At 44.4% G+C, this 24,931-nt stretch carries 23 protein-coding genes; 18 read left to right on the top strand and 5 right to left on the bottom strand.

The features are described 5' to 3' along the window. The first annotated feature begins 31 nt into the window (after positions 1 to 31). Positions 32 to 460, top strand: a complete 429-nt coding sequence (locus AB4513_RS21575) for a RimK/LysX family protein (protein WP_004733090.1) — start codon at positions 32 to 34, stop codon at positions 458 to 460. A 75-nt stretch (positions 461 to 535) separates the two neighbouring features. Here the strand turns inward: AB4513_RS21575 and AB4513_RS21570 are convergent, their stop codons facing one another. Further along, entirely contained in the window at positions 536 to 1,324 is a 789-nt protein-coding gene (locus AB4513_RS21570) for an MBL fold metallo-hydrolase (RefSeq protein ID WP_009846309.1), read from the bottom strand. 354 nt (positions 1,325 to 1,678) lie between these two features. Here AB4513_RS21570 and AB4513_RS21565 point away from each other — a divergent pair, with 354 nt between their 5' ends. The 8 genes from AB4513_RS21565 to AB4513_RS21530 all read left to right on the top strand — a co-directional run bounded on the left by AB4513_RS21565 (position 1,679) and on the right by AB4513_RS21530 (position 10,061). Next, positions 1,679 to 2,710: an L-dopachrome tautomerase-related protein gene (locus tag AB4513_RS21565; protein ID WP_102258197.1), complete on the top strand. Its 1,032-nt coding sequence runs from the start codon at positions 1,679 to 1,681 to the stop codon at positions 2,708 to 2,710. A 170-nt stretch (positions 2,711 to 2,880) separates the two neighbouring features. Continuing rightward, positions 2,881 to 3,483 (top strand): 2OG-Fe(II) oxygenase, encoded by a 603-nt coding sequence (locus tag AB4513_RS21560; protein ID WP_009846307.1) that lies wholly within the window; start codon positions 2,881 to 2,883, stop codon positions 3,481 to 3,483. 287 nt (positions 3,484 to 3,770) lie between these two features. Then, positions 3,771 to 5,063 (top strand): extracellular solute-binding protein, encoded by a 1,293-nt coding sequence (locus AB4513_RS21555; RefSeq protein ID WP_009846306.1) that lies wholly within the window; start codon positions 3,771 to 3,773, stop codon positions 5,061 to 5,063. Between the two features lie 240 nt (positions 5,064 to 5,303). Continuing rightward, complete coding sequence (locus AB4513_RS21550) at positions 5,304 to 6,185, top strand: ABC transporter permease subunit (protein WP_009846305.1); 882 nt, start codon at positions 5,304 to 5,306, stop codon at positions 6,183 to 6,185. Between the two features lie 38 nt (positions 6,186 to 6,223). Then, positions 6,224 to 7,066 (top strand): sn-glycerol-3-phosphate ABC transporter permease UgpE, encoded by an 843-nt coding sequence (ugpE, locus tag AB4513_RS21545; protein ID WP_009846304.1) that lies wholly within the window; start codon positions 6,224 to 6,226, stop codon positions 7,064 to 7,066. Further along, on the top strand, positions 7,056 to 8,366 hold the full coding sequence (locus tag AB4513_RS21540; RefSeq protein ID WP_009846303.1) for a sn-glycerol-3-phosphate import ATP-binding protein UgpC: 1,311 nt from the start codon (positions 7,056 to 7,058) through the stop codon (positions 8,364 to 8,366). The genes ugpE and AB4513_RS21540 overlap by 11 nt, the downstream gene beginning before the upstream one ends. 56 nt (positions 8,367 to 8,422) lie before the next feature. Next, complete coding sequence (locus AB4513_RS21535; protein ID WP_009846302.1) at positions 8,423 to 9,142, top strand: glycerophosphodiester phosphodiesterase family protein; 720 nt, start codon at positions 8,423 to 8,425, stop codon at positions 9,140 to 9,142. A gap of 181 nt (positions 9,143 to 9,323) precedes the next feature. Next, the gene (locus tag AB4513_RS21530) at positions 9,324 to 10,061 is read left to right on the top strand and encodes a sulfite exporter TauE/SafE family protein (RefSeq protein WP_009846301.1); all 738 of its coding nucleotides are present in this window, start codon (positions 9,324 to 9,326) and stop codon (positions 10,059 to 10,061) included. 104 nt (positions 10,062 to 10,165) lie between these two features. Here the strand turns inward: AB4513_RS21530 and AB4513_RS21525 are convergent, their stop codons facing one another. From AB4513_RS21525 to AB4513_RS21515, 3 genes are all read right to left on the bottom strand, one after another. Continuing rightward, a complete protein-coding gene (locus AB4513_RS21525; RefSeq protein ID WP_009846300.1) occupies positions 10,166 to 10,939 on the bottom strand; it encodes a murein L,D-transpeptidase family protein in 774 nt (257 codons plus the stop codon). Between the two features lie 2 nt (positions 10,940 to 10,941). Continuing rightward, entirely contained in the window at positions 10,942 to 11,424 is a 483-nt protein-coding gene (locus AB4513_RS21520; protein WP_009846299.1) for a GNAT family N-acetyltransferase, read from the bottom strand. A gap of 211 nt (positions 11,425 to 11,635) precedes the next feature. Continuing rightward, positions 11,636 to 12,412 carry a glycosyltransferase family 25 protein gene (locus AB4513_RS21515; RefSeq protein WP_009846298.1) on the bottom strand — a complete coding sequence of 259 codons (777 nt, stop codon included), beginning with the start codon at positions 12,410 to 12,412 and terminating at the stop codon, positions 11,636 to 11,638. Positions 12,413 to 13,016: 604 nt separating this feature from the next. Here AB4513_RS21515 and AB4513_RS21510 point away from each other — a divergent pair. From AB4513_RS21510 to grxB, 3 genes are all read left to right on the top strand, one after another. Beyond that, entirely contained in the window at positions 13,017 to 13,997 is a 981-nt protein-coding gene (locus AB4513_RS21510; protein ID WP_009846297.1) for a Gfo/Idh/MocA family protein, read from the top strand. 163 nt (positions 13,998 to 14,160) lie between these two features. Beyond that, on the top strand, positions 14,161 to 14,322 hold the full coding sequence (locus AB4513_RS21505) for a hypothetical protein (protein WP_009846296.1): 162 nt from the start codon (positions 14,161 to 14,163) through the stop codon (positions 14,320 to 14,322). Positions 14,323 to 14,670: 348 nt separating this feature from the next. Continuing rightward, a complete protein-coding gene (gene grxB / locus AB4513_RS21500; protein ID WP_009846295.1) occupies positions 14,671 to 15,303 on the top strand; it encodes a glutaredoxin 2 in 633 nt (210 codons plus the stop codon). A 110-nt stretch (positions 15,304 to 15,413) separates the two neighbouring features. On the opposite strand, the gene AB4513_RS21495 is transcribed toward grxB, so the two are convergent. Continuing rightward, entirely contained in the window at positions 15,414 to 16,247 is an 834-nt protein-coding gene (locus AB4513_RS21495; protein WP_009846294.1) for a pyruvate, water dikinase regulatory protein, read from the bottom strand. Positions 16,248 to 16,425: 178 nt separating this feature from the next. Here AB4513_RS21495 and ppsA point away from each other — a divergent pair, with 178 nt between their 5' ends. The 6 genes from ppsA to AB4513_RS21465 all read left to right on the top strand — a co-directional run bounded on the left by ppsA (position 16,426) and on the right by AB4513_RS21465 (position 24,744). Continuing rightward, on the top strand, positions 16,426 to 18,798 hold the full coding sequence (gene ppsA / locus AB4513_RS21490) for a phosphoenolpyruvate synthase (RefSeq protein WP_009846293.1): 2,373 nt from the start codon (positions 16,426 to 16,428) through the stop codon (positions 18,796 to 18,798). A 202-nt stretch (positions 18,799 to 19,000) separates the two neighbouring features. Then, entirely contained in the window at positions 19,001 to 20,338 is a 1,338-nt protein-coding gene (locus AB4513_RS21485) for an MATE family efflux transporter (protein ID WP_102258198.1), read from the top strand. Between the two features lie 489 nt (positions 20,339 to 20,827). After that, positions 20,828 to 21,493, top strand: a complete 666-nt coding sequence (locus tag AB4513_RS21480) for a transcriptional regulator (protein WP_009846291.1) — start codon at positions 20,828 to 20,830, stop codon at positions 21,491 to 21,493. Positions 21,494 to 21,516: 23 nt separating this feature from the next. Continuing rightward, entirely contained in the window at positions 21,517 to 21,900 is a 384-nt protein-coding gene (locus AB4513_RS21475) for a RidA family protein (protein ID WP_009846290.1), read from the top strand. A 37-nt stretch (positions 21,901 to 21,937) separates the two neighbouring features. Continuing rightward, complete coding sequence (locus tag AB4513_RS21470; protein WP_009846289.1) at positions 21,938 to 23,344, top strand: cation:dicarboxylate symporter family transporter; 1,407 nt, start codon at positions 21,938 to 21,940, stop codon at positions 23,342 to 23,344. Between the two features lie 77 nt (positions 23,345 to 23,421). Continuing rightward, a complete protein-coding gene (locus AB4513_RS21465) occupies positions 23,422 to 24,744 on the top strand; it encodes a CoA-disulfide reductase (protein WP_009846288.1) in 1,323 nt (440 codons plus the stop codon). The last annotated feature ends 187 nt before the right edge of the window (positions 24,745 to 24,931 follow it).

Genomic DNA, 24,931 nt, shown 5'->3' with positions numbered 1-24,931 from the left:
TAAACGCCGTTTACTCATGATTGGAAAAAACATGAACAATAAAATGATCATAGGGAATACAGAAGCACTTTGCTTACCAGAGTTAGGGATAACTGGACTACATACACGTGTTGATACAGGGGCTCAAACCTCTTCTCTACACGTAGACAATCTACTATGTGTAAAAACAGATGGTGAAAACTTCGTTGAGTTCGATCTTCACCCAGACGTTTACCACCTAGAAGAGACAGTACGCTGCAAGGCGAAACTGAAAACGAGTAAAAGAATCAAATCATCGAACGGCGAAGTTGAACACCGTTGTGTGATTGAAACCATGCTAAAAATTGGTGGTCAGGAGTGGCCTATCGATATCACACTAAGCAACCGTCAAGATATGACTTATATGATGCTGCTTGGTCGTCAAGGCATGAGTGACAAAGTGATTGTTGACCCAGCGGGTGAATTTCTAATTTCTCACTAATTGAACTGCTCCACAGCTCAAATAGTGAGTCAACAACGCGCAATAATAAAGGCCAGTCTTTAAGACTGGCCTTTATTATTTATGGCGATTTTTTTTATCTTTAAACCCAAATCGCCAAACAGATTTAACCAAACCTTTGAGTTTGATTTTGGTCACTCGCCAATGTGTCACTGGCCTTCTTGGCGCACTCATCAACAGGTGTTCAAACGCTTGCTCACTCAAATTCACTTGTCCCCCATGCGCCACCAGCAAGGTGTCGAGCTGCATGTCATAGATACGAGATACCGACGCTCGATACTTATTGGGATGAAAGATAGGAAACGGAGGAATCAGTTTCTTCTTAACCTCGACCATCAAGTCCGCCACATAAGCAACGCTGTGTGATGGGCAATAGACAGAGAGATCTCTGTCGGTATGGCCCGGCGTTTCCAGAACCAACCAATCATCAAAGCCAGGAATGCTATCACCATCCGACAGCTTGTAGTCCGGCTTCAACTTTCTTGAATACCATAGGTTTGCTTTGGGCTTGCCCAATCGGTTCGCCATCCACCGTGCTAATGCCAAATCGGTCAAATGCATCAATATGCCATCGATGCCGTGGTACCAATCCTTATCTCGATTTGCTGCAACCAAATTACAATTCGTGAGCTTTCTGAGTTTGTGCGCTGCCCCTGCGTGGTCTGGATGCATGTGCGTAACAACCACTGTGTGTAGGTCGCTAAATTCACGGCCAAGATCATCTTCAATGAAAACTTTAAGATGCGGGATGTCGGCTCGGCACGCACCATCAAGTAACAACAACCTGTCAGGGTACTCTACGAGATACATGTCTTGGATATAGCCTTTAATGGTATGGAGTTGCAAAACCGTATTCCTATTCGTTATTCCTGCCGTTCAGAACAAATTAACAGTTCAGCAACAAGTGGTCTAACCAGAATATAGCAAAGATCAACGAAGTGTGGTTTTGTGAGTTCAAAATTACTAACACTGATAACAAAAAAATGAACCTGTTACTCGAAAAAGGTAATCACAACATTACAACCCCTTCATCATTATGATTTTTAAGAACTAAATTCAATTTAACTGATTATCAATACGCATTGATATGAATAGGTTAAAGCTAATTATCAAATTTCTTTTGAAAGTGTAACAAATACAAGGCTGTTGATGATTGTTAACCCATTGGTAACATTTGCGTAAATTATCAAGGGAAAGAAAATGAAAAAATCAATAATCTACACCGTACTAGCGAGCGCAATTTTGTCTACTTATGCACATGCAGAGGCAAAGTTCACTCCAAAACAAGCTACCGTGGTCGCGACCATGACTGAACGCCCAGGTAACCCTTCGGTTACACCAGATGGGCGTTTATTGTTAAGCGTTCATCCGCTCGATCATCCAACGACTAAAGTCATCGAGTTAAGCGTGGCTGGAAATCAAACGCCATACCCGACGATGAAATATGCACAAGGTGAAAACTCTCAATTTAAGGCTGTCATTGCCATTCGTACCGATGATAACGGAGTCGCGTGGATTCTCGATCTGGCAACTCATACCATAACGGGCTGGGATACTCGCAATGAAGCATTAGTAAAAACGATAAAAATACCCGCCTCTGTTCTAAAACCGACAAGCTTCCTACAAGACTTTGCTCTAGACCAAAAAAGACAACGTATTATCATTGCTGATATGACCCAGAACGATCTAAAAAGTGAAGCCATTCCAGCCTTTGTAACGGTTGACCTAAAGACGGGAGAAGCGGTTCGAGTGGCAGAAAACCACCCATCTATGAAGGCCGACAGTAAAACTGGGTTTGCGTTAAACCCAATCACGATCGATCCATCTTACGAATGGGTCTATTTCGGAGCTGTCAACGGACGCACTATTTATCGAGTGAAAGCGAGTGAGTTCGATAACGATGGAAAGACTGTCGCAGACAATATTAAAAGATACGCAGACAAACCTTATTCAGATGGTATTACTGTAGACAGTGCTCAGAACGTTTATGTTACGGATATTGAGAACAATGCAATTGGTGTGTCCACACCAAAAGGGTACCGAATTATTGCGACGCTGTCAGAGAACCAAACTTGGCCTGATGGCATGTCATTTGGTCCTGATGGCTATGTTTATGTAACTGTCAATCAGCTGAACCGAACCGCAGCTTTAAATAACGGCAAAGATACTGGCATCAGACCATTCGAAGTCGTAAAAATCAAAGCACTGGCGACAGGAACGACCGGCCGATAATCAAACGGAAGTGAGCCTTTTATACTGGCTCACTTTCCTTTCTGAAGAGCCCCTTCCCTATTTCTACGAGTAAACGAAAGACATTTATCGTAACGACAAAACATGTGATTTGGTGACCTCAGTTATTCGGACTATATATGCGCCTCTAATTTATTGTCTGAGTGCTATACATGAACCAATTGATCGATGCTCTTTCTACCCAAGGTTACTTTGTTTGGGATGACTTCTTAACTCACGAAGAAGTGGTGGCATTGAGGGATTGCATTCCAGAGAACTGGAAAAAGGCTAGGATCGGCCGTAACGATGACGTAGCACGAGAAGCAACGATTCGTAGTGACAAAATTCAGTGGGTACGCCGTGATATGGGCGAACCAGCCTCTCTGTTCCTAGACAAAATGGAACAAATTCGTTTAGAGGCAAACCAAGCGTTCTTTTTAGGTCTGTTCGAATACGAAGCGCACTTTGCAAAATATGAAAAAGGTGACTTTTACCAGAAGCACTTAGACTGCTTCAAAGGCAACGAAAACCGCCGCCTGACCACAGTATTCTACATGAATGACGAATGGTCTGAGGAAGACGCAGGGGAGCTCGTGGTTTACGATTTAAAAGACAACCACATCGCGACCATTCCACCAAAGGGTGGTCGACTGTTGGTATTCTTGTCTGAACAATTCCCACACGAGGTTCTGCCGACAAACACAGAGCGATTCAGTATCGCGGGTTGGTTTCGCATTAACGGTGTGAAAGACAACCAATTGGACATCGCGCACTAAATCTGTATCCACATCGAACCTTCTTCTAAGCCTCTCCATCGAGAGGCTTTTTTATTGAACAACAGTTGTCCAATAAAACGCCTTAAAAACCGAACATGTTCAACATCAAAACCATCAATAACTTTTCTCTTAAATAAAATCGAAATGAATCTTTCACATCAGTGAAACGCTTTAGCCACGTAAGTGAAATATACCCTGTTCAAGATAGCTTCAAACGATACCCCTACCGTCTCGTTAATACTCAAATTCAATACCTCTATATCGATTTCATCCAAAAGGAAAAGAAGATGAATAAGCTAATTTTGGCAGGCGTTCTTTCTGCGACAGCAGCAATGCCGGCGTTCGCAACGACTCAAGTCACTTGGTGGCACGCAATGGGCGGCCAACTTGGAGAAACCGTCAATAAGATTGCGACTGACTTTAATGCGTCACAAGATGATTACAAGATCACGCCAATCTATAAAGGTTCATACACAGAGACCTTAACAGCGGGTATCGCAGCATATCGAGCAGGCGAAGCTCCTAACATTCTACAAGTCTTCGATGCCGGTGCTGCAACCATCATGAACGCGAAAGGTGTCGCGAAACCGGTACAGGATATTCTGGTTGAATCGGGCTACAACTTTAATTCAAACGACTACCTAGCTGGCGTTCGTAACTTCTATGCCGACAACCAAGGCAAGATGGTTGGTATGCCTTTCAACAGTTCGACGCCGGTTCTTTACTACAACAAAGACCTTCTCGCAGAAGTGGGAGCCGAAGCGCCTAAGACTTATGAAGAACTCGAAGTGGTTGCTAAGAAACTGAAGGCCGAAGGGCACATCGCGTTTTCTCAATCTCTGACGCCGTGGATCATGTTTGAAAACTTTAAGTCTCGCCACAATCTACCTGTCGCAGACCAAAACAATGGTTACGACGGCTTATCCACTAAGATCATGTTCAATACCAAAGACATGATGATGCATGTTAGCAAGATGAAAGAGTGGTCAGATCTAGGTTACTACAAATATTACGGCAGCGACTGGGACGCGAACCAAACACCTTTCGAGCGCCAAGAAGTGGCGATGTGGATGGGTTCTTCAGGCTCGTTCGGTGGCTTGCGTAACCGCGTACCTTTCGAGTTAGGCACAACTTACCTTCCATACTGGAAATCGGTCAACCCTGATGCTGGCTTAACCTTCATTGGTGGTGCAGCTCTGTTTGCACTCAATGGCCATGACCAGAAACAGGACAAAGGTGTTGCAGCGTTCTTTGATTACCTGACCAAACCTGAAACTCAGGTTTACTGGCACAAAACAACAGGCTATGTACCTGTAACAACTGCTGCCTATGAACTAGCGAAAAAGTCCGGCTACTACACAGAGCAGCCAGACGCAGAAGTGGGCGTTAAGCAACTAAGCCTCAAATCGGGCGAGTGGACTAAAGGCTACCGCCTAGGTTATTACCCGCAGATCCGTGAAGTGATGCACCGTGAGTTCGATAACATCTTCGCTGATCGCTCTAGCGTCGAGAGCAGCCTAGACAAGGTCGAAGATGAGAGCAGCAAACTACTAAAGCGCTTCGCTCGAACGATGAACTAGATCGATTAATGAAACGAAACTGTTCACAAGCTTAAGGCTTAGCGAATCAGAGCCGTTCATCACTCCTCACTACTTGTCACTGCGTCGCTAAAAAAACGCTATGGCAAGGCGTGAGGAGACTCTTCCCTAGCGCCATTTCTTGCTCCAACAACGATAACTCAACGGGATGCATGCCTGATACAGCGCTAGTGGTAACAGCCGCTCATAGTGGCCACTGTAATTATTTTTAGGGATTACCCTGTGGAACGACGTCAACAATTCTTTCACTCTCCGCTGCCTTACCTATTTTTGGCACCTCAGATACTCATCATTGCGGTTTTCTTTATCTACCCAGCAGCAAAGGCGGTTTACCTTTCATTTATGCTGGAAGACCCTTGGGGCACCTCATCTATATTCGTCTGGTTTGAGAATTACCAAATGCTATTCGAATCGAGCGAGTACCTGAACTCGATTGGCTTTACTTTGATGTTCGCAATTGTGGTCTCTTTCTTATCACTTGCCTTGGCTCTGCTGCTTGCCGTGAAAGCCGACAACATCATTCACGGACAAGGCGCTTACAAGGTCACTCTCACTTGGGTTTATGCGGTTGCCCCTGCGATTGCAGGTGTTATCGGTGCTTTCTTGTTTAACCCGCACATTGGCGTGTTCACAGAAATCTTTGCTGTTGTGGGTTGGGATTTTAGCTTCCAAACCGATCCCGTGGATGCCACGTTTGCTCTGATTTTGGTTTCCGTGTGGAAACAGGTTTCGGTGAATTTCATCTACTTCCTAGCGGGACTCCAATCGATCTCTTACGCCGTAAAAGAAGCGGCGATGCTGGATTGTGTCAGCGACTCAAAACGTTTCTGGACCATTACCTTCCCACTGCTCGCCCCGACTGGCTTCTTTCTACTGGTCATCAACCTCACCTACTCATTCTTTGAAACCTTTGGCGTGATAGACACCATGACCAATGGTGGCCCAGGTGGCGGTACAACTTCATTAGTGTACAAGGTGTATCGAGATGGTTTTGTTGGCGCAGATTTAGGCGGCAGTTCCGCCCAGTCTGTTGTGTTGTTACTACTGGTACTCACTCTCACATTTATCCAGTTTCGCGTTGTAGAAAAGCGCGTCCATTACTAGCCCCTCCCCGCTAGGATTTAACGCGACAGGAGTTATTTATGAAAAGTAATAAGGTCTCAGACCACCTAATTTTAATTGCAGGGATGCTGTTTATGTTGGTCCCTATCTGGCTAATCTTCGCTAGTTCTACGCATAACCCAAACACCATTGTCAGCGAAGGTCTGCAATGGCTACCGGGCGATAACTTTACGGCCATTTATAGCGAAGCTTGGAACAAAAGCATGGGCTTTAGTGGCGAAGTCACCGCCAGTAAAATGATCACCAACTCGATGATCATGGGGCTAGGTTTTGCGATCGGTAAGATCATCATTTCGATGATGGCCGCGTTTGCTTTGGTCTACTTTAGACTCCCTTACGCCACGGCGTGGTTTTGGCTGATCTTCGTGACGCTGCTACTGCCATTAGAGGTTCGTATTATCCCTTCCTATGAAGTTGTCGCTGGGCTTGGTCTTCTTAATAGCTATACAGGGTTGATTCTGCCTTTGATCGCATCAGCCACCGCGACCTTCTTTTTCAGGCAATTTTTCAAAACCATCCCCGATGAATTGTTAGAAGCAGCTCAACTAGATAATGCAGGCCCATTTCGATTCTTTGTCGATATCTTGCTGCCTCTTTCTAAAACCATGATCGCCGCTATTTTCATCATCATGTTTGTGGTGGGTTGGAACCAATACTTATGGCCGATCATGATGACTACCGATGAAGGTTACAACACCATCGTGATGGGCATCAAACAAGTACTCAATAATATCAATGAAACCAGTTTACCGCGCTATGACTATGCTTTCGCCATGGTGATTTTAGCCATGTTGCCACCCGTACTAGTGGTGGTTGTATTTCAGCGTTGGTTTGTAAAAGGGCTAGTAGAAAGTGAAAAATAATAACGACACAACTCAAATGAACAATAATCGCATTCAATCACTCGATGAGTACAAGACGTCTCACCAACCTTCTCACCAAGCTATCCACAAAAATACAGAGGACACCCCGATGCCAAAGCTAAAACAAACGTTAGCGCACAACCAAGCCACTCACGATCGTACGCGTAAAGCTCCCATCATGCTGGGTATCAAAAACTTGGTAAAGACGTATGAAAACGGCCATCAAGCCGTCAAAGGAGTCTCGCTTGATATCGATGAGGGTGAGTTCCTTGTTTTGGTGGGTCCTTCTGGTTGTGGCAAGTCTTCTATCCTACGTTCCATTGCGGGCTTGGAAAGCATTTCTGGTGGCGAGATTCACTTAAGTGGTCGCCGTGTTGATAACGAAAAGCCAGCTCAGCGTGATATCGCAATGGTCTTCCAAAATTATGCGCTCTACCCCCACATGTCGGTTTACAAAAACCTAGCTTATGGCTTAAAGAACCGAGGTGTTAGTCAGCACCTTATTGAAGAGAAAATTGAGAAAGTCGCCAAAACGCTGAAAATCGAAGAATACCTAGACCGCAAGCCAGCCAAGCTTTCGGGTGGTCAACGTCAACGTGTTGCTATGGGACGAGCGATCGTTCGCGATCCACAACTTTTTCTGTTTGACGAACCTTTGTCTAACCTAGATGCCTCACTGCGTGCTCACATGAGATTAGAGATCAAAAAACTGCAACGCGAACTTGGCGTGACCAGTGTTTACGTGACTCATGACCAAGTCGAAGCCATGACACTGGCTGATAGAATCGTGGTGCTCAACAAAGGCCAGATAGAGCAAGTCGGGACGCCACGAGAGGTCTACCACCAGCCAGCCAGTACTTTTGTGGCGAGCTTCATTGGCAGCCCTGCAATGAATTTTTTACCAGCAACACTCGATGACGGATACCTTGAGATTGGTGATCAGCAAATGTACTTACCCGAGTACGCCCACGTAAAAAATACAGCTATCACACTTGGTATTCGTCCAGAGCACTCTGAAATTGGTTCAGAATTGATGATGAATACCTTGCCTCTTGAACTGCGTATCAGTGTGGTTGAGCCTTTGGGTCCAAATCAATTGGTTCATGGTCTGGTGAACGAGCAGCCCTTCATTGCAGTAACACCCGAAACGACACTGTGCCAAGCCGTCCCCCTAGGGCTAAGAATCGATAAATCCAACCTGCATATTTTTGACAATCATGGCAAACGCATTCACCCAAATAATTTCACATCACAGGAGCCACACGAAGATACGACAAGCTTAACGACGGCTCTCGCTTAATCGAGTACACTGATATTTAATGCGTTTTTACGGTGCGTCTTTAAGAAGGATTAATTATGTCGTCTATCATCGTAGGTCATAGAGGTGTAGCAGGTACTCACCCAGAAAATACCAAAGCAAGCATTGAACAAGCGGCGAAGCTCGGCTTGAAATGGATTGAAGTTGATATTCAGCCCACTCAGGATGACCAACTGGTCGTTTGTCACGATCACACGCTTGAGCGCTGCAGCGATGGCAAGGGTCGAGTTGATGAACACACCCTTGCTGAACTGCGTCAGCTCGATTTTGGCAGTTGGAAGTCTGAGCAGTTCGTTGGAGAAAAAATACTGACGTTGAAAGAGTTGCTCGCGCTTGTTGAGCAGTATGATCTTAGCGTCAACCTAGAGGTCAAAGTCGATAGCCGACATCAAGCACCTCATGTCGTTGATTTGCTGCACACCGAGTTGATTCATTCAAATCTTGACACCGACAGAGTTTTGCTTTCAAGCTTCAGCCATCAAGTCGTTGCTGAAATGGCTCGTCATTTGCCTAGATACCGTGTCGGTGTGATCACAGAGCAACTGACTCAAGATGATCTTATGCTGATTGATGAGGTTAAAGCGTTCAGTTGTCACATGAACTACGAGCATCTGAAGCAGAGCGATCTTGATACACTTGGTGAAGCAAACATTCAAACATGGTGCTACACTGTCAATGATCCGTCTCGCTTCAAATTTCGCTCAAAAGTAGATGCTGTATTTACTGATTTTCCGAATCAGTTCAATCCTATAAATTGAGCTCGTAAATACCGAAAAAATAGCCCCGATAAACTTTAAATAAACTCCCGGGATGCCTTAAAATTAATTCTCGGGAAACCATAAAATTAAGTAGCAAACACAAGTGAGTAGGAGTACATTCCGCTACTCACTTGGTTTCATCGCTCGCTCTATTTAGACAGCTTCATTGGTTACTTAATTTATGGATCTCATTTTTAGTCCAACCTTCCCAATTTTGGGTGCTATCTTCATTTTTGCCGCTATTGTTCGTGGCTTCTCAGGTTTCGGTTTTACCTTAGTGGCACTGCCATTGAGTGCGTTATTCGTGCCTGTTATCGAACTGGTTCCCGTTTTCATGCTGATCGACCTGTTAGGCAATATCCAATTGCTGCCGAAGGTTAAACATCATGTGAATTGGCGCTGGGTTTCAAAGGTATTTGTCCCTTGTTTGGCCTTCACTCCGGTCGGCCTACTTCTGCTAAAATCCGTTAGCCAAGACACGATCATCTTGATCATCAGCGCCTTCATTTTTGCATCTGCACTTATGATCTACAAAGGGTTCCAGTACAAAAGAGAGCCTAGATTTGCTCCCTATATTCTAGGTAGCCTTGCTGGGGTAATGAACGGCGCAGCTTCAATGTCAGGGCCTCCGATTGGTACACACGCGTTGGCAAGCCCAGTTGCTCCGCATATAGCCAGAGCTGGCCTGATTGCGTTCTTTGTGTTGGCAGATTCCAGTGCGTTTGTATCGGCATCTATCGCAGGATTAGTCGACCGCGAGGTGGTCTGGCTTACTTTTGCACTGTTACCAAGCAGCATGTTTGGCGGTTATGTGGGTTCTAAATTATTCGAGAGATTTGGTGGAGCGAAATTTAAGCCAGTCACCATTGCGTTGCTGATCGTAATTGCGATATTCAGTGCAGGTCGAGTCATACTGTAACTGACTTTAGCGGTTAATTTCGGAAGTTGGTTTCACGAATTGACTGCGCTAATTGCCTGCGCGAATAGATTCCGAAAGTGACTAAGAAAATGGGGTACCAATGACTACCATTCGATATGGATAGGGGTACCCATTTTTACAAGTTGGAGAAACTCATCCATATCTTGATTGGTTAATGCGATACAGCCATCCGTCCAATCAAAGCTTTGAATAAAGCTCGGTGAACGGCGCTCACCATTTTTAATTCCGTGGATCTTGATGTTCCCTCCAGGGTCGACATCATTTTCTTCAGCCCACTGCATATCCGAAGGTTGCGGGTAGCTGATATGCACCGAGCGGTGAAAATCCGATTCTTCCATCACATAATCGAGCTGGTATTCCCCTTCAGGTGTTCGGTTGTCTCCTTCAAAACGTTTATGCCCTTTCGGTTGTTTCCCTAACGCAATACGAAACTCTTGAATAACCTCGTCACCCTTAAGTAGGTACATTCTACGTTTCGATTTATCAACTTTGACTAAGGTGACCACTTGCGACAGAGAGTCTGCCTCAGAAGAGGGACCGGTTAGAGTGTAAGACTGTTGAGAAGAGCTTTGAGGGGGACGTTTAGATGAACCTTGAGACAGCTGGGCAACTTGTTCGCCAGAGTTACTGCTAAGAACATCATCCACAATAATCACATGTTTGGAATTTGAGATCACTGAAGAGGTTGAGTTAGAGGAAGACGTTGAGACACGCTGAGAGTGAGCCGGTTTCGACTCGAATACAATGGTTTCGATTGCCGTCGCGTCAGAAATTATCTTTTCAACCACAACCTTTTCAGCTTGCACACTCGAAGCTACAAACAGTAAACACAGTAATAAAGGCAAAAATAGACGCACCTTTAGTTCTCCTCAAAGCGCATGGACATGGTTCGTGATTGAGTTTCCATGCCTAACGACTCATAGAAACCCTTAGCTTGCTGATTAAACTCCATCACTTCTAACCTAAGCTCAATAGCACCGCTCGCTTGCGCCCACTGATTAAACGACTTCATCAACGCTTTGCCGACGCCTTGGCTCTGAACCTGATCGTTTACCACAATCGTATTCACTCGCGCTATTTTGTGAGACTGAATGAAGCTTACCCCTTTATTCTGCGTTACCTTCCCCACCAAGAAACCAACAACCTGTTGAGCATCAACCGCAACTAAGAAAGTGCCAACCGGATCAAGCATCAATCCCAACCAATATTCTTCACTATCAGCCAAGCCATGAGAAGCGGGAGCAAATACTATAGGGGCACCAAGATGATGTTGACGATTTATTTGCATAGAGAGCTCTAAGATCGAGCTAATATCAGTTACCTTAGCGTTCCGGATTTGCATATCACTACCTTTTTAAATTCAATAACACCTTAGCAAAAATAGCTTAGCTGTGCACCGTCCTACTCTTTTAACAAAACTTTCGAGCTAGAGCTTGATACCACTAATTACATGACACGATAACGAAGAACAGCTCCCAATTGGGAGCTGTTCTTATATCTAAATCTCGGTTCGTTCTAAACGAATGACGTAAAATCAATCAGATAAGAAACGATTAAAAACCGTTAAACATTTTGGGTCTGCTTTTTTTGATTATTACGGTATAGGTCAAATTGAACAAACCATTCATAGCGACATCTCTAAACTTACTTAAGAATTTTAGAGTTTTAATACGGAGTGATTTTTTTGTTCTAGAAGACCGATTCCCAATGACTGAGCCACCTTCTCCCCCGGTTAATCCTGCAGGAGATATTCCGTAAGTTGGTTGCTTATGAAGCCATACATTTCTAATAAATACATCTACTGGGTAGAGGAATCGTTCACTTTTTTCTATAAAAATTTTCGCCACATGCGGTGTGATCATATAGGCAGTGGTGCATAGTGGTGTTTTAATATGTCGCACTAGACTTTGTTCGTCATCGAGATTTTCAACGACATAATTATACTCTCTCTTAGTCGAATAATTTTCCAATCTCATAAAACCACACTCTTCAATATGCTTACTGGCAAATTGAACCGTTTTTTCAAATACATCGACATCAACAACAACATCGTCTTCGAAGACAATAACTGGTTGATTTAACTGAATGCATCTTTCCCACGCTAAATAGTGACTACCATAACACCCGATCTCACCAGGAACAGCGATCCTTCCATTTAGTGCATAAAAGGCGGTTTCATCATAGAAATCCATCAAAGGATGAGGTTTAGAGGACATAGCATCAACAGCACTCAACTTTTCAATATCTAGAGACTTAATATTTAAAAGTTGCTTTTGGCTGGATAAAAATCGTTCAGATTTACGTTCTAGCGCAATAATAAGAGATTTCACAGTAAAAAAACACCTATTGCTAATAATTTAACCCATAAGAAATTAATATAAATATCAACAAAAGTAACCCCCCTATTTCTCATAATTAGAACCAATCTAAAACAAATGTTGTTCATTATTCCAATTATGTTCAATTTCGTGACTCTGTAACGTAAATTGCTCCCAATCGATAACATTTATTGTCTTAAAATGTTATCAATTACTAAACAAAGTGATATTAAAACACCATAGGTTAATTGCGCGATTGCATATAAATACAATTGCACACCAATTCAGCTTGTATAATATTTCTTAAGAATTGACGAGAGGATATAATCAATAGATCTTCATTCTTTGGGTATTGAGTCTTTTATATTAAACACTTCCAATAAACCACCAATTGAGAGAATACAATCGGTCACTGATACTAAACCTGCACCTCCCACCTCCGAACCAGCACAACAAAAGACTCTATTATGATGCTCTAGAAAGCTCAGGTATAGACGAGTTAATATTAATATCAGACTAAAGATCTTGGAGAATTGTTCCGCAAATCTCAGAAACAATGCTAGCCATTGAGTGCTACTATCTTCATAGAATTAATATACTAACTAACGGATACCTTATGATTAAGTTCGCTGTAATTGGAACCAATTGGATTACAAAGAAATTTGTTCAAGCTGCTCATGAATCACAATCGATGCAACTTGCTGCGGTTTATTCACGAAATCTGGCCAGCGCGGCACAGTTCGCCCAAGAATTTAACGTTGAAACGACGTATGACTCACTCGACGCATTGGCAAATGACAACACAGTTGAAGCCGTGTACATCGCTTCACCAAACTCACTGCACTGCGAGCAATCTATCTTGATGATGGAACACGGCAAGCATGTCATCTGTGAGAAGCCTGTCGCATCGAATATTGAAGAAGCAACACACATGTTTGAGGTCGCTCAGAAGAACGGGGTGGTGCTGTTTGAGGCGTATAAATCTCAGTATCTACCGAACTTTGAGCAAGTTCAACTCGGCTTAAAAAAGATAGGCAAAGTGCATAAAGCGCACATCAACTACTGTCAGTATTCATCGCGTTACCAGAAATACCTAAACGGCGAGAACCCAAACACCTTCAACCCAGCTTTCTCTAACGGTTCATTAGTCGATATTGGCTTCTACTGCGTAGCCGCGACTTCTGCTCTGTTTGGTGAACCTGAGAATGCGCTGGCTTCGGCAAAGCTACTTGACTCAGGTGTGGATGCGCATGGCTGTGCGATCTTCCAGTATCCAGAATTTGATGTAACCCTTGCGCACTCTAAAGTCAGCGACTCTTACGTACCAAGCGAGATCCAAGGCGAACAGGGAGCGATCATCATCGATCACATTGCAGAATGCACCGACGTTAAGATTCGCTATCGTGATGGCACGGTAGAAAACCTTACTCAAGCACAAAGCGAAAACTCCATGAGTTACGAGGTCCAAGCCTTTGCAAACTGCATTGCTGGTGACAAAAGCACCCAAGCTCAAGCCCAACTGCGTGCTTTAACCGTTGCCAAGTTAATTACAGATATGCGTCAGCAAGTTGGTGTCATTTATCCCGCCGACAAATAACACCCCAAGCATGTTAACCAACTGATTTTTAAGAAATGCCGATTTATGCATAACTAAATTTAATCTTTACGACAAATAACCGGATTAGTTGATTGGGATACCATCTGTTTAAATCCGCGTTCGATATCTGTCGTATTTATTTATTTTATTGAAGGTGTGTAAAGTGTTTTCAGTTGATGATCGCGTTGTTGCAACAAAAGGTGTTGAGCTAGGTGAAATGGTAGTAATTGGCCTAAGTGCTGGTGGTGGCTACGTTCATGTTACAACAGTAGAAGGCGCAATAATGACGCTTACTTACCCTGCAAAAGACCTTAAAAAAGCATAGTTTAACCGCTCCGCTCTTTTAGTAGTCACTCTGCTAAAGGTAACAAAATTGAGGCTTTGGCTGACTTCATTCTTCTACATTAGAGTGAGCAGCCAGAGCCTTTTTTGTGCCTGTAATTTACCCACCAGTTTCCCCTCTAATTTACTCATTACAATAACGTCCAATCCAACGGACAATAGAATTCAGTAAAGAGTATCTACACTAAATACTTATTGTCTGTTAGTGCATGCTGTTTATTAGTGCTAAGCGTTTACTGGAACTTGGCATTTATTGATGCTTAGTATTCGTAAGAGTTTCTGGTACATTAGCATTATCTTATACTTGTAATGACCATAAATGAGGGAAGCTATGAAGCTTTACATTTACGACCACTGCCCTTTCTGTGCAAGAGTTGCCTACATTGCTCAATCTCTTGGCTTGAATATCGAACTTGTTTCTGTGGATTATGATGATGCCCAAACCCTTATCGATCTGATCGGTAAAAAAATGGTGCCCGTCTTACAGAAAGACGATGGTTCTATCATGGCCGAAAGCCTAGACATCATTGCTTATTTCATGGATTTGAAATCAAATAATGAGCAACGTGAACCTTCAGAGCAGGCTACTCTTTTCCAAAGCCGAACTTTCCCTCTCACTCAACAGATCGGACGCCCACGTTGGTGGAACCTCGACTTGGCTGAATATCGTTCGGCTGGAGCAAAAAAAGCTTGGCGTGTTAGTAAAGAGACCGAAGGCTTTAATTTTGAAGAGCTCTTAGAAAAGACCCCACAATACGTTCAACTGATTAACCCATTGCTGAAAGATGCAGAGCTTCTATTGGAACTAGAGAATGGTGAATCATCGCTACCTTTGGTTGATCAAGCTCTTTATTTCTCAATGCTTCGCGGTTTCTGTGTCGAACCAAGTATCGAATGGCCACCAGCACTTGAACATTGGCTCGAAAAACAGAGCAAAACGCTTAGCATCATGCTGCTTCGCTAATTTGTTGAGTCGTTAATAGTTAATAGCTAACAACCAGCTAAAAGAAAAATCGAAGCTCCCCGAACCATTGTCCGTACGAGCTTCGATTTTTATGACTCAATTGTCTTTTTCTACAACAAGCGCCTTCTCAAACCTGTACGTTCCAAGATTCGTGTCGAAATCTCTTCAACAGACAGTGACGAGGTGTTGATGTATGGAATGGCTTCACGTCTGAACAACCCTTCAACCGTTTGTAGCTCATACAAACATTGTGAATCACTTGCGTACTCGCTACCTGCCAATCGATTCTCACGGATCTCGGTCAGCCTTTCCGCATCGATCGTCAAACCAAACAACTTATGGCGATATATCTCAAACTCCGGTAACAACCTTAAGCGAGCAATATCATCATGGATAAACGGATAGTTTGCGACGCGTAAACCAAACTGCATTGCCATGTACAAGCTCGTTGGCGTTTTACCGCTGCGAGAGACACCCAACAAGATAATGTCTGCCTCTTCCAAGCCTTTTAAAGTAATGCCGTCGTCGTGCGCTAACGTGTATTCGATAGCAGCAATACGGTCGAAGTATTTGTCCGAGTCTTTATTAACGCTACGAGAACGCTGCAGCTTCGGCTTAGGCGCCATTTTCGTATCATCTTGCACTTTCTGCACGATACTTTCTAACACGTCATAACAATGCGCAGGCGCATCTAACAGCTTGAGTTTTATCTCCGGAATCACAATCGAGAAAAAGACCAAAGGTTCATGGCCTGTTGCTCGATATGAAATCTCGATCTCTTTCAATAAATCAGAAAGTTTGTCTTCACTTTCGACAAACGGGAAGGTTTTTTCATTAGCTTCGAATGGGAATTGACCTAGAACAACATGCCCTAAAGTCTCACATGTTATGGCCGTTCCATCAGAAACATAGAATACATCACGACTTTGGATATCAATTTGCATTTTTTATTTAATGTTTAAAATTATTTTGAGTAGGATGGGAACCATAATATATATAACGAAACCCTGCTGACTATTACGTCCCCCACAGCTTTAGAAAATAATTTACATTTTTTTAAACTGATACGTAATCGTTTGCCTTTAAATCCCTACAATGCTTGCTATGTTTCTGGAGAAATAAATGCAAAATAACACCCTATGGTTCAATGGCCTTTCCATGGAAGATGTCGACAAAGTCGGCGGTAAGAATGCTTCACTTGGCGAGATGGTTTCTAACCTAGCCAACGCTGGCGTATCAGTACCTAATGGTTTTGCTACCACATCTTATGCGTTTAACAACTTTCTTGACTACAAAGGTCTTGATGAGCGCATTCACCAACTCCTTGATGAACTTGATGTTGAAGACGTTGACGCACTGCGTAAGACAGGTGCAACGATTCGACAATGGGTTCTAGACGCACCCTTCCCAGAATCACTAGAGCAAGATATCCGTGATAACTACCGTGAACTGATTGAAGGCAACGAAGAATTGTCTGTTGCGGTTCGCTCATCGGCAACAGCTGAAGACCTTCCAGATGCTTCTTTTGCTGGCCAACAAGAAACCTTCCTTAACGTGAAAGGTATCGATGCAGTTATCGAAGCAACGAAACACGTGTTCGCTTCTCTGTTTAACGATCGCGCTATCTCTTACCGAGTACACCAAGGCTTTGATCACCGTGGCATTTCATTGTCTGCGGGTATCCAGCGTATGGTTCGCTCAGACAAAGCTTCTTCAGGTGTGATGTTCACGCTTGATACTGAGTCAGGCTTCGACCAAGTGGTATTCATCACCTCTTCTTGGGGCCTAGGTGAAATGGTCGTACAAGGCGCGGTGAACCCAGATGAGTTCTACGTTCATAAGCCAATGCTAGAAGCGGGTCACTACCCAGTTGTTAAAAAGACGTTTGGTTCTAAGTTGATCAAGATGATCTACTCAACCAACCAAGAGATCGGCAAGCAAGTTGATATCATCGATACAGATACTAAAGAACGTAACGAGTTCTCATTGAACGATGAAGAGATCAAAGAACTTGCAAAACAAGCAATGATCATCGAGAAGCACTACCAACGTCCGATGGACATTGAGTGGGCAAAAGATGGCATCGACGGCAAGCTTTACATCGTTCAAGCGCGTCCTGAAACCGTATGTTCTCAGAGCGACCAAAACGTTATCGAGCGTTACGAGCTAAACAACAAGGCGGATGTCTTGGTTGAAGGCCGCGCTATCGGTCAGCGTATCGGTTCAGGCCCTGTTCGCTTGGTTGACTCTCTAGACCAAATGTCACTGGTTCAAGAAGGCGACGTACTGGTCACTGACATGACAGACCCGGACTGGGAGCCTGTGATGAAGAAAGCCTCTGCGATTGTCACTAACCGTGGCGGCCGTACTTGTCACGCAGCAATCATTGCTCGTGAGCTAGGCATTCCTGCCATAGTTGGTTGTGGTACCGCGACAAGCAGCCTGAATGATGGCGACACCGTAACAGTGTCATGTTCAGAAGGCGAAACAGGCTACGTTTACAACGGCGAACTCGACTTCGAGATCAAACGTTCTGAGGTTGATGAGCTACCAATGCTGCCAACCAAAGTAATGATGAACGTGGGTAACCCAGATCGTGCCTTCGACTTCGCCCAAATCCCGAACGAAGGTGTTGGCCTTGCTCGCCTTGAATTCATCATCAACAAGATGATTGGTATTCACCCTAAAGCTCTGTTGAACTTCGATGAGCAAACGGATGAGATCAAAGCAGAAATCAACCAGCGTATTCGTGGCTACAAAGATCCTATCGATTTCTACGTAAGCAAGCTAACAGAAGGCATTGCTACAATCGCTTCTGCATTCTGGCCTAAGCGTGTGATCGTACGTATGTCTGACTTCAAGTCGAACGAATACAGCAACCTAGTCGGTGGTAAAACGTTTGAACCGCATGAAGAGAACCCAATGCTGGGCTTCCGTGGCGCATCTCGTTACATCTCACCAGTATTCGAAGACTGTTTCGAGCTAGAGACTCAAGCAATCAAACGCGTTCGCAACGAAATGGGTCTTAAGAACGTTGAAATCATGATCCCATTCGTTCGTACTCCAAGCGAAGCAGCATCGGTTATCGACATTCTGGCTAAGTTCGATCTTCGTCGTGGCGACCAAGGTCTGAAGGTCATCATGATGTGTGAGCTACCATCGAATGCGATTTTGGCTGAGGAATTCTTGAAGTACTTCGATGGCTTCTCTATCGGTTCAAACGACATGACACAGCTGACACTTGGCCTAGACCGAGATTCAGGTGACGTTGCTCACTTATTCGATGAGCGTAACCCAGCGGTGAAAGCGATGCTGAAAATGGCAATCGATGCAGCAGCTAAAGCGGGTAAATACGTAGGAATTTGTGGCCAAGGCCCATCAGACCATGACGACCTAGCGGAGTGGTTAATGGAACAAGGCATCAGCTCTGTTTCACTAAACCCAGATACGGTTATCGACACGTGGTTGAAGCTTGGTAACGTTGCAAACAAGTAACGCTTAGAGTCAACAACTAGATATAGAGTCAACAAAGCCAGTCATCGCGACTGGCTTTTTTGTTCACCGAGAGCCAACAAAGATAACCTGCCTATCATAACAAGCATTGGTATCGCGCTGACCTTACGTTATCCTTTACACAATTCTTCATTGAGAGGTTTGTCATCACAACAAGCCTAACTTCAAGACCGATAAGAGTGTTATGAATTCTACTACCGCAACTCCCTCGCCTTCTCTTGGCCGACAACTCTATACAATGACATGGCCAATGCTATTTGGGGTACTTTCCCTAATGAGCTTCCAGCTTGTCGACAGTGCTTTTATTGGCCAACTGGGCGTACTGCCGCTCGCTGTTCAAGGTTTCACGCTTCCAATACAGATGATCATCATCGGTATTCAGGTCGGGTTAGGTATCGCGACAACCGCGGTAATCGCGAGAGCCATTGGCGCGAATGAAACGCGCTACGCTAAGCAGCTTGGTGGATTAGTGATTGCGATGGGCAGCGTGAGTGTCGCGTTTTTCTCCGTCATCATCTATCTGCTGCGAGGGCCAATTTTACAATTGTTGGATGCGCCACCGACGGTATTACCGATCATTGATTCTTATTGGATCTATTGGCTAGCCAGCTCTTGGACAGGTGCACTGCTCTACTTTTCCTACAGTGTGTGTCGTGCCAATGGTAATACCATGCTGCCCGGTTCAATGATGATCGCGACCAGTATCATCAACTTAATATTGGACCCGATTTTCATCTTTACGCTCGACATGGGCATCAATGGAGCCGCCATTGCGACCATCTTGGCGTTCGGTGCGGGTATATTTATCGTTGCACCAAAGGTCACCAAGAAGCATTGGATGACCTTCGACTGGCACGACCTCGACATCAGCAAGAGTGTTCGCTCCATTGGTAACATCATGGGGCCTGCGATGATCAGTCAGCTGCTGCCTCCTGTTTCATCCATGTTCGCCACTAAGCTGCTTGCTGGCTATGGCACAGCTGCCGTTGCAGCTTGGGCATTGGGTTCACGTTTTGAATTCTTCTCGATTGTCGCTGTGCTAGCACTAACGATGTCGATGCCTCCGATGATTGGCCGCATGTTGGGAGAGAACAATCTCGAAAACATACGTAAGCTCGTTAAGATTGCGGTGATGTTTGTATTGGGTTTCCAGTTGGTGATCGCACTAGTGACTTGGTTATTCTCTGGCGGACTAGCAAACCTAATGACCAGTGAAAGCGAAGTCTCGACGATTTTAAACTATCACCTACTGATCGTACCTATTAGCTTAGGGCCATTAGGAATCTGTATGCTGATGGTTTCCGTCTCTAACGCATTAGGCAAGTCCTATACCGCCTTGACGATTTCAGCGCTGCGCCTGTTCGCCTTCTTCTTACCTAGCTTGTGGGTTGGCTCTCAGCTTGCGGGTATTGAAGGCCTATTCTGGGGCGCAATGACAGGTAATGTGCTTGCCGGCACCTGTGCATGGTTTATGTATCAGCGCGCGCTAAAACAAGTCGAGCTTAAACTGCCAAGCGAATAATCAAACAGAACACTCCAAAATAAAGCAGCAACTTCAGCTGCTTTTTTAGGATCTAAATCCTAGCTTGCATCCTATTAAAAAGCTGTTTTTTGTGAATTTAACTCTCTAATACAACCTCATTTTCAATTAACCACCTATCTTTACTCACCACCACATTCGCAAGGTAAATGCTTGATTGCCATGCATTTACAATACCAATTAATTCAATTTTTTGCCTTTCCTTATAACTTGTCCTAGATCATCAAAGGGTTCAAAAATGCAACCTTTGGTTTTAAATATGTAAACCTTGATGCGGTTTAAGAAATTAAACCTCATTTGGCTACCTTTGGTGATCTTGTTCAAATTCCGCTCGTGATATAGGTCTAAAACTTACGATTTGTTGATGTTTTGAACGTTCACTTCAGGTTTACAGAAGTTTACCGCATCTTGTGGGAGTACCACCAAAGGAGTAGATTCCAGTCATTGAGTTCAAAAATGTAAACCGAAATCATGAATGTAAAACAAGTTCGATTCACCGATGAAGACAGAGAATGCTTAAGTAATTACTTCCGCTTAGCAGACACTATCGCCGATTTGATTGGTCCTTACTGCGAAGTGGTTATCCATTCATTTGAAAGCTTAGAAAACTCAGTCGTGAAGATCGTCAATGGTCATCATACGGGTCGTGAAATTGGGTCACCAATCACCGATTTAGGTTTACGCATGTGGAGCACATTCGAGAAAACTGGCGAAGTTTCTCCGAAAAGCTATTTCACCAACTCAGCAGATGGTTCCCTACTTAAATCGACCACCTGTGTACTGGCTGGTCCACAACAAAAGCCGATTGGTATGCTGTGTATCAACATGAACTTATCTTTCCCATTTCCAGAAATCGTCAAGACGCTGATGCCGCAGTGCAATGTGCCACAAACCATTGTCAGTGAGACCTTCAGTAACAATGCAAATGATGTGATTCAGCAAGCATTGAGTTCAGCCATTAACGAGGTTGACCAAGACGAGTCGGTTTCCTGCAAAGGTCGTAATAAAGCCATCATCCGTTGCTTATTTGATAACGGCGTATTTGAGCTAAAAGAGACGACTACACAAGTATCAGAGCAACTTGGGATCAGCCGACAGGCGGTTTACAAGTTTATCCGTGAATTTAAATCAGAATAAAACCAATAATTAGGAGTTACATCGTGAAACAGATCATTGCCACTGAACAAGCACCTGCAGCTATCGGCCCTTACTCACAAGGTACGTCTTACGGCGACATGGTTTATACATCAGGTCAATTACCTCTCGTTCCAGAAACCATGCAGTTTGTTGAGGGCGGCATCAAAGAGCAGGCTCGTCAGTCTCTGGAAAACTTAAAAGCTGTATTAGAAGCGAGTAATGCGGGACTGGACACAGTGCTTAAGACAACCTGCTTCCTATCAGACATGGAGAACTTCGTTGCCTTTAACGAAGTGTATACAGAGGTGTTTGGTACAGAGAACGCACCTGCTCGCTCTTGTGTTGAAGCAGCACGACTACCAAAAGACGCACTGGTTGAAATTGAAGCCATCGCATACAAAAAATAACCGACTTAGGTATTAATGGGTATCATAGGAGATTCTCATGAGCGTTTCATTTATTGGATTAAGCATACTGTTCTTTGGGTTCTACGCACTGCTGTCGAACTTCAAAAAGCAAAAGAAAAGTTTTAACTTCCGCGTACTGAGTGCGCTTGCTGCTGGCTTACTGTTCGGTGGCGCAATTCAACTTGTTTTCGGTGTCGGCAACGTTGCGACATCTGGCTTTGCTGAACTGATTTCGGTGTTCGGTAAAGGCTACATCAAACTTCTACAAATGATCGTTATCCCACTTGTGTTTGTGGCGATGATCTCTTCGATCATGAACGTTGAAGGCGGCGGTGCGCTATCTCGAATCGCACCAAAAATCATCGGTATTCTACTTTTCACTTGTGCTATCTCAGCGGCCGTTGGTATCGCAAGTATTTACCTATTTGGTATCGATGCGAACGCGCTAGTAAGCACAATCGGCACAAACAGTGCGATTGAAGCTCGCGGTGATTCACTGGTCGCAACACAAGATGCGATGGCGAGCAGCGGTCTGTCTGGTATGGCTCTGTCTATCATTCCAACCAACATCTTCGACATGCTAACGGGCTCTCAACGTACTTCTACGCTATCAACTGTACTGTTCGGTATGTTCCTTGGTTACTGCATCCTTCAAGTGAAAAACCGTAAGCCTGAGAAAGTGCAAAACTTCGTTGATTTCATCAACTCTGCAAAAGAAGTAGTGCTTTCAATGGTTCGTGAAATCCTGAAGCTAACGCCTTACGGTGTATTCGCTCTGATGACCACGTTCATGATGACAAACGACCTGTTCGCACTTGCAGAGATGGGCCGCTTCCTTCTAGCAAGCTACGTAGCAATTGGCGTTATGTTCGGCATCCACTTCGTGATGGTGTCAATGTTCGGCCTTTCTCCTGCCAAGTTCATGAAGAAAATCTGGCCAGTACTCGTGTTCGGTTTCGGGTCTCGTTCAAGCATGGCAGCTATCCCACTAAACGTTGAAACACAAACTCAGCGCCTAGGTGTAGACGAAGAAACAGCAAACATGTCAGCGACATTCGGTACTAGTATCGGTCAAAACGGTTGTGCCGGTATCTACCCAGCAATGCTAGCAATCATGGCGGCACAGGTCATGGGCATGCCTGTAGACTTGAGCTTTATCCTACAACTGATAGCTGTTATCGCGATTGCTTCATTCGGTATCGCAGGTGTTGGTGGCGGTGCAACGTTCGCAGCAGTAGCGGTACTCACCATCATGGGTCTAGACATCACAGTAGTCGCGATTTTAGTGTCTATTGAAGCACTAATTGACATGGCTCGTACAGCGCTGAACATCTCAGGCTCTATGTTGTCAGGCGTTCTTACAGCGAAGAAGAATGGCTCATTGGATACTGAACAATACGACGCTGACGTTACAGCGACAGTATCAAAAGAAGCAGCAGTATAATTCTCAAACTTAATTAAGAGCACTCCACGTGAGTGCTCTTCTGTTTTTCCTGAGTTCAGGTTATTTAGGTAGTAAATATGAAAGTTGTTGTTATAGGCGGTAGCGCCGCGGGTATGAGTTTCGCAGCAAAATACAAACGTAATCAACCATCAGACGAAGTCATCGTTTTAGATAAGCGTAGCTACATCTCTTTCGGAGCCTGTGGCTTACCTTACTTTGCAGGCGGCATGTTTGATGACACCGAGCGAATGATCTCCCGTACACCAGATCAAGCCATAAAATCAGGCTTAGATGTACGTGTAGAAACAGAAATGGTGTCATTCGACCGCACTGAAAAGCAAATTACGGTACGTCACCAAAATGAAGAAAGCGTCATCGATTACGATATGTTGGTCATTGCAACAGGTGCGCGACCAATCGTTCCACCATTAGGTGAATTCAATCCAGAACACGTATACACACTAACAAGCATGGAAGACGGCTTGGCGGTTAAAGAAGCGCTAAAGGATGTTAACAAGCAACGTGTGTGTGTTATTGGGGCTGGTTTTATCGGCCTGGAAGTATTCGATGCAGCGCACGGCTTAGACAAACACGTGACGATCATCGAACGTGAACAACACATCATGAGCCGTCAGTTCAGCCCAGAAATCATTGAAGTAGTCGAAGGTGCGATTCGTGAATCAGGTGCAGACCTTAAAACAGGGTGCAGCGTGTCTGCAATTCGCGATGCGGAACAAGGTGGTTACATAGTAGAAACCGATAATGGCAACGTAGAAGCCGATGTCGTGATCCTGTCACTCGGTTTCAAACCAAACACGGAAGCATTCGAACTGCCAAAAGCTGCAAACGGCGCTCTGTTGGTAAATGAATATGGTGCTACTGTAGATGCTTACATCCACGCAGTCGGTGACTGTGCCGTTGTCCATCATATGGCACTAGGCAAACCTGTTTATGTTGCTCTAGCAACCACAGCCAATAAGCAAGCGCGTATGATGGCAGACAAGCTAGCAGGTAAAGATACCTACATGTCGGGCTTCTTGGGGTCGTCTTGTTTGAAAGTACTCGATTACGAGCTGGCGTGTACTGGCGTAAATGAACTTCTAGCGAAAGAACATAACTTGGATGTGAAAGTATCGACCATTTCAGATAAGAACCAAACCGATTACTACCCTGGCCAGGAAGACATCAAGGTGAAGTTGGTTTATCACCCAGAAACTAAGGTCCTTTTAGGTGGTGAAATCGTAGGTAAGAAAGGAGCCGTTGGCCGCATCAATGCACTGGCCGTAGCGATCACAGCCAAGATGACTACTCAACAACTAGGCTACATGGATTTCTGTTATGCCCCACCTTTTTCACGTACTTGGGATGCTTTAAACGTGGCGGGTAACGTCGCTAAATAAGCGAGCTGATTGTACAAATTCCAAAGAGTATTCATTGAGACATCAAAGCAGAGCGATTACGCTCTGCTTTTTTAATGCCTTAACTCTACGAACCTTATAACTAGATAATATAACGACTTATCTAGTGTTTTTGAGCTCTCTTTTAGCAAATTCAAGATGTAAAAAAGCCCGCTGATTTCTCAGCGGG

This window comes from Vibrio sp. 10N.222.54.E6, from assembly GCF_041473955.1.
Lineage (GTDB): Bacteria > Pseudomonadota > Gammaproteobacteria > Enterobacterales > Vibrionaceae > Vibrio > Vibrio tasmaniensis_A.
This window is presented reverse-complemented; position numbering and strand designations above follow the sequence as displayed.

Coding starts and splice junctions, on each gene's coding strand:
- AB4513_RS21575 (WP_004733090.1), top strand. CDS start 32: ATGAACAATAAAATGATCATAGGGAATACAGAAGCACTTTGCTTACCA.
- AB4513_RS21565 (WP_102258197.1), top strand. CDS start 1,679: ATGAAAAAATCAATAATCTACACCGTACTAGCGAGCGCAATTTTGTCT.
- AB4513_RS21560 (WP_009846307.1), top strand. CDS start 2,881: ATGAACCAATTGATCGATGCTCTTTCTACCCAAGGTTACTTTGTTTGG.
- AB4513_RS21555 (WP_009846306.1), top strand. CDS start 3,771: ATGAATAAGCTAATTTTGGCAGGCGTTCTTTCTGCGACAGCAGCAATG.
- ugpE (WP_009846304.1), top strand. CDS start 6,224: ATGAAAAGTAATAAGGTCTCAGACCACCTAATTTTAATTGCAGGGATG.
- AB4513_RS21535 (WP_009846302.1), top strand. CDS start 8,423: ATGTCGTCTATCATCGTAGGTCATAGAGGTGTAGCAGGTACTCACCCA.
- AB4513_RS21530 (WP_009846301.1), top strand. CDS start 9,324: ATGGATCTCATTTTTAGTCCAACCTTCCCAATTTTGGGTGCTATCTTC.
- AB4513_RS21520 (WP_009846299.1), bottom strand. CDS start 11,424: ATGCAAATCCGGAACGCTAAGGTAACTGATATTAGCTCGATCTTAGAG.
- AB4513_RS21510 (WP_009846297.1), top strand. CDS start 13,017: ATGATTAAGTTCGCTGTAATTGGAACCAATTGGATTACAAAGAAATTT.
- grxB (WP_009846295.1), top strand. CDS start 14,671: ATGAAGCTTTACATTTACGACCACTGCCCTTTCTGTGCAAGAGTTGCC.
- AB4513_RS21495 (WP_009846294.1), bottom strand. CDS start 16,247: ATGCAAATTGATATCCAAAGTCGTGATGTATTCTATGTTTCTGATGGA.
- ppsA (WP_009846293.1), top strand. CDS start 16,426: ATGCAAAATAACACCCTATGGTTCAATGGCCTTTCCATGGAAGATGTC.
- AB4513_RS21485 (WP_102258198.1), top strand. CDS start 19,001: ATGAATTCTACTACCGCAACTCCCTCGCCTTCTCTTGGCCGACAACTC.
- AB4513_RS21480 (WP_009846291.1), top strand. CDS start 20,828: ATGAATGTAAAACAAGTTCGATTCACCGATGAAGACAGAGAATGCTTA.
- AB4513_RS21470 (WP_009846289.1), top strand. CDS start 21,938: ATGAGCGTTTCATTTATTGGATTAAGCATACTGTTCTTTGGGTTCTAC.
- AB4513_RS21465 (WP_009846288.1), top strand. CDS start 23,422: ATGAAAGTTGTTGTTATAGGCGGTAGCGCCGCGGGTATGAGTTTCGCA.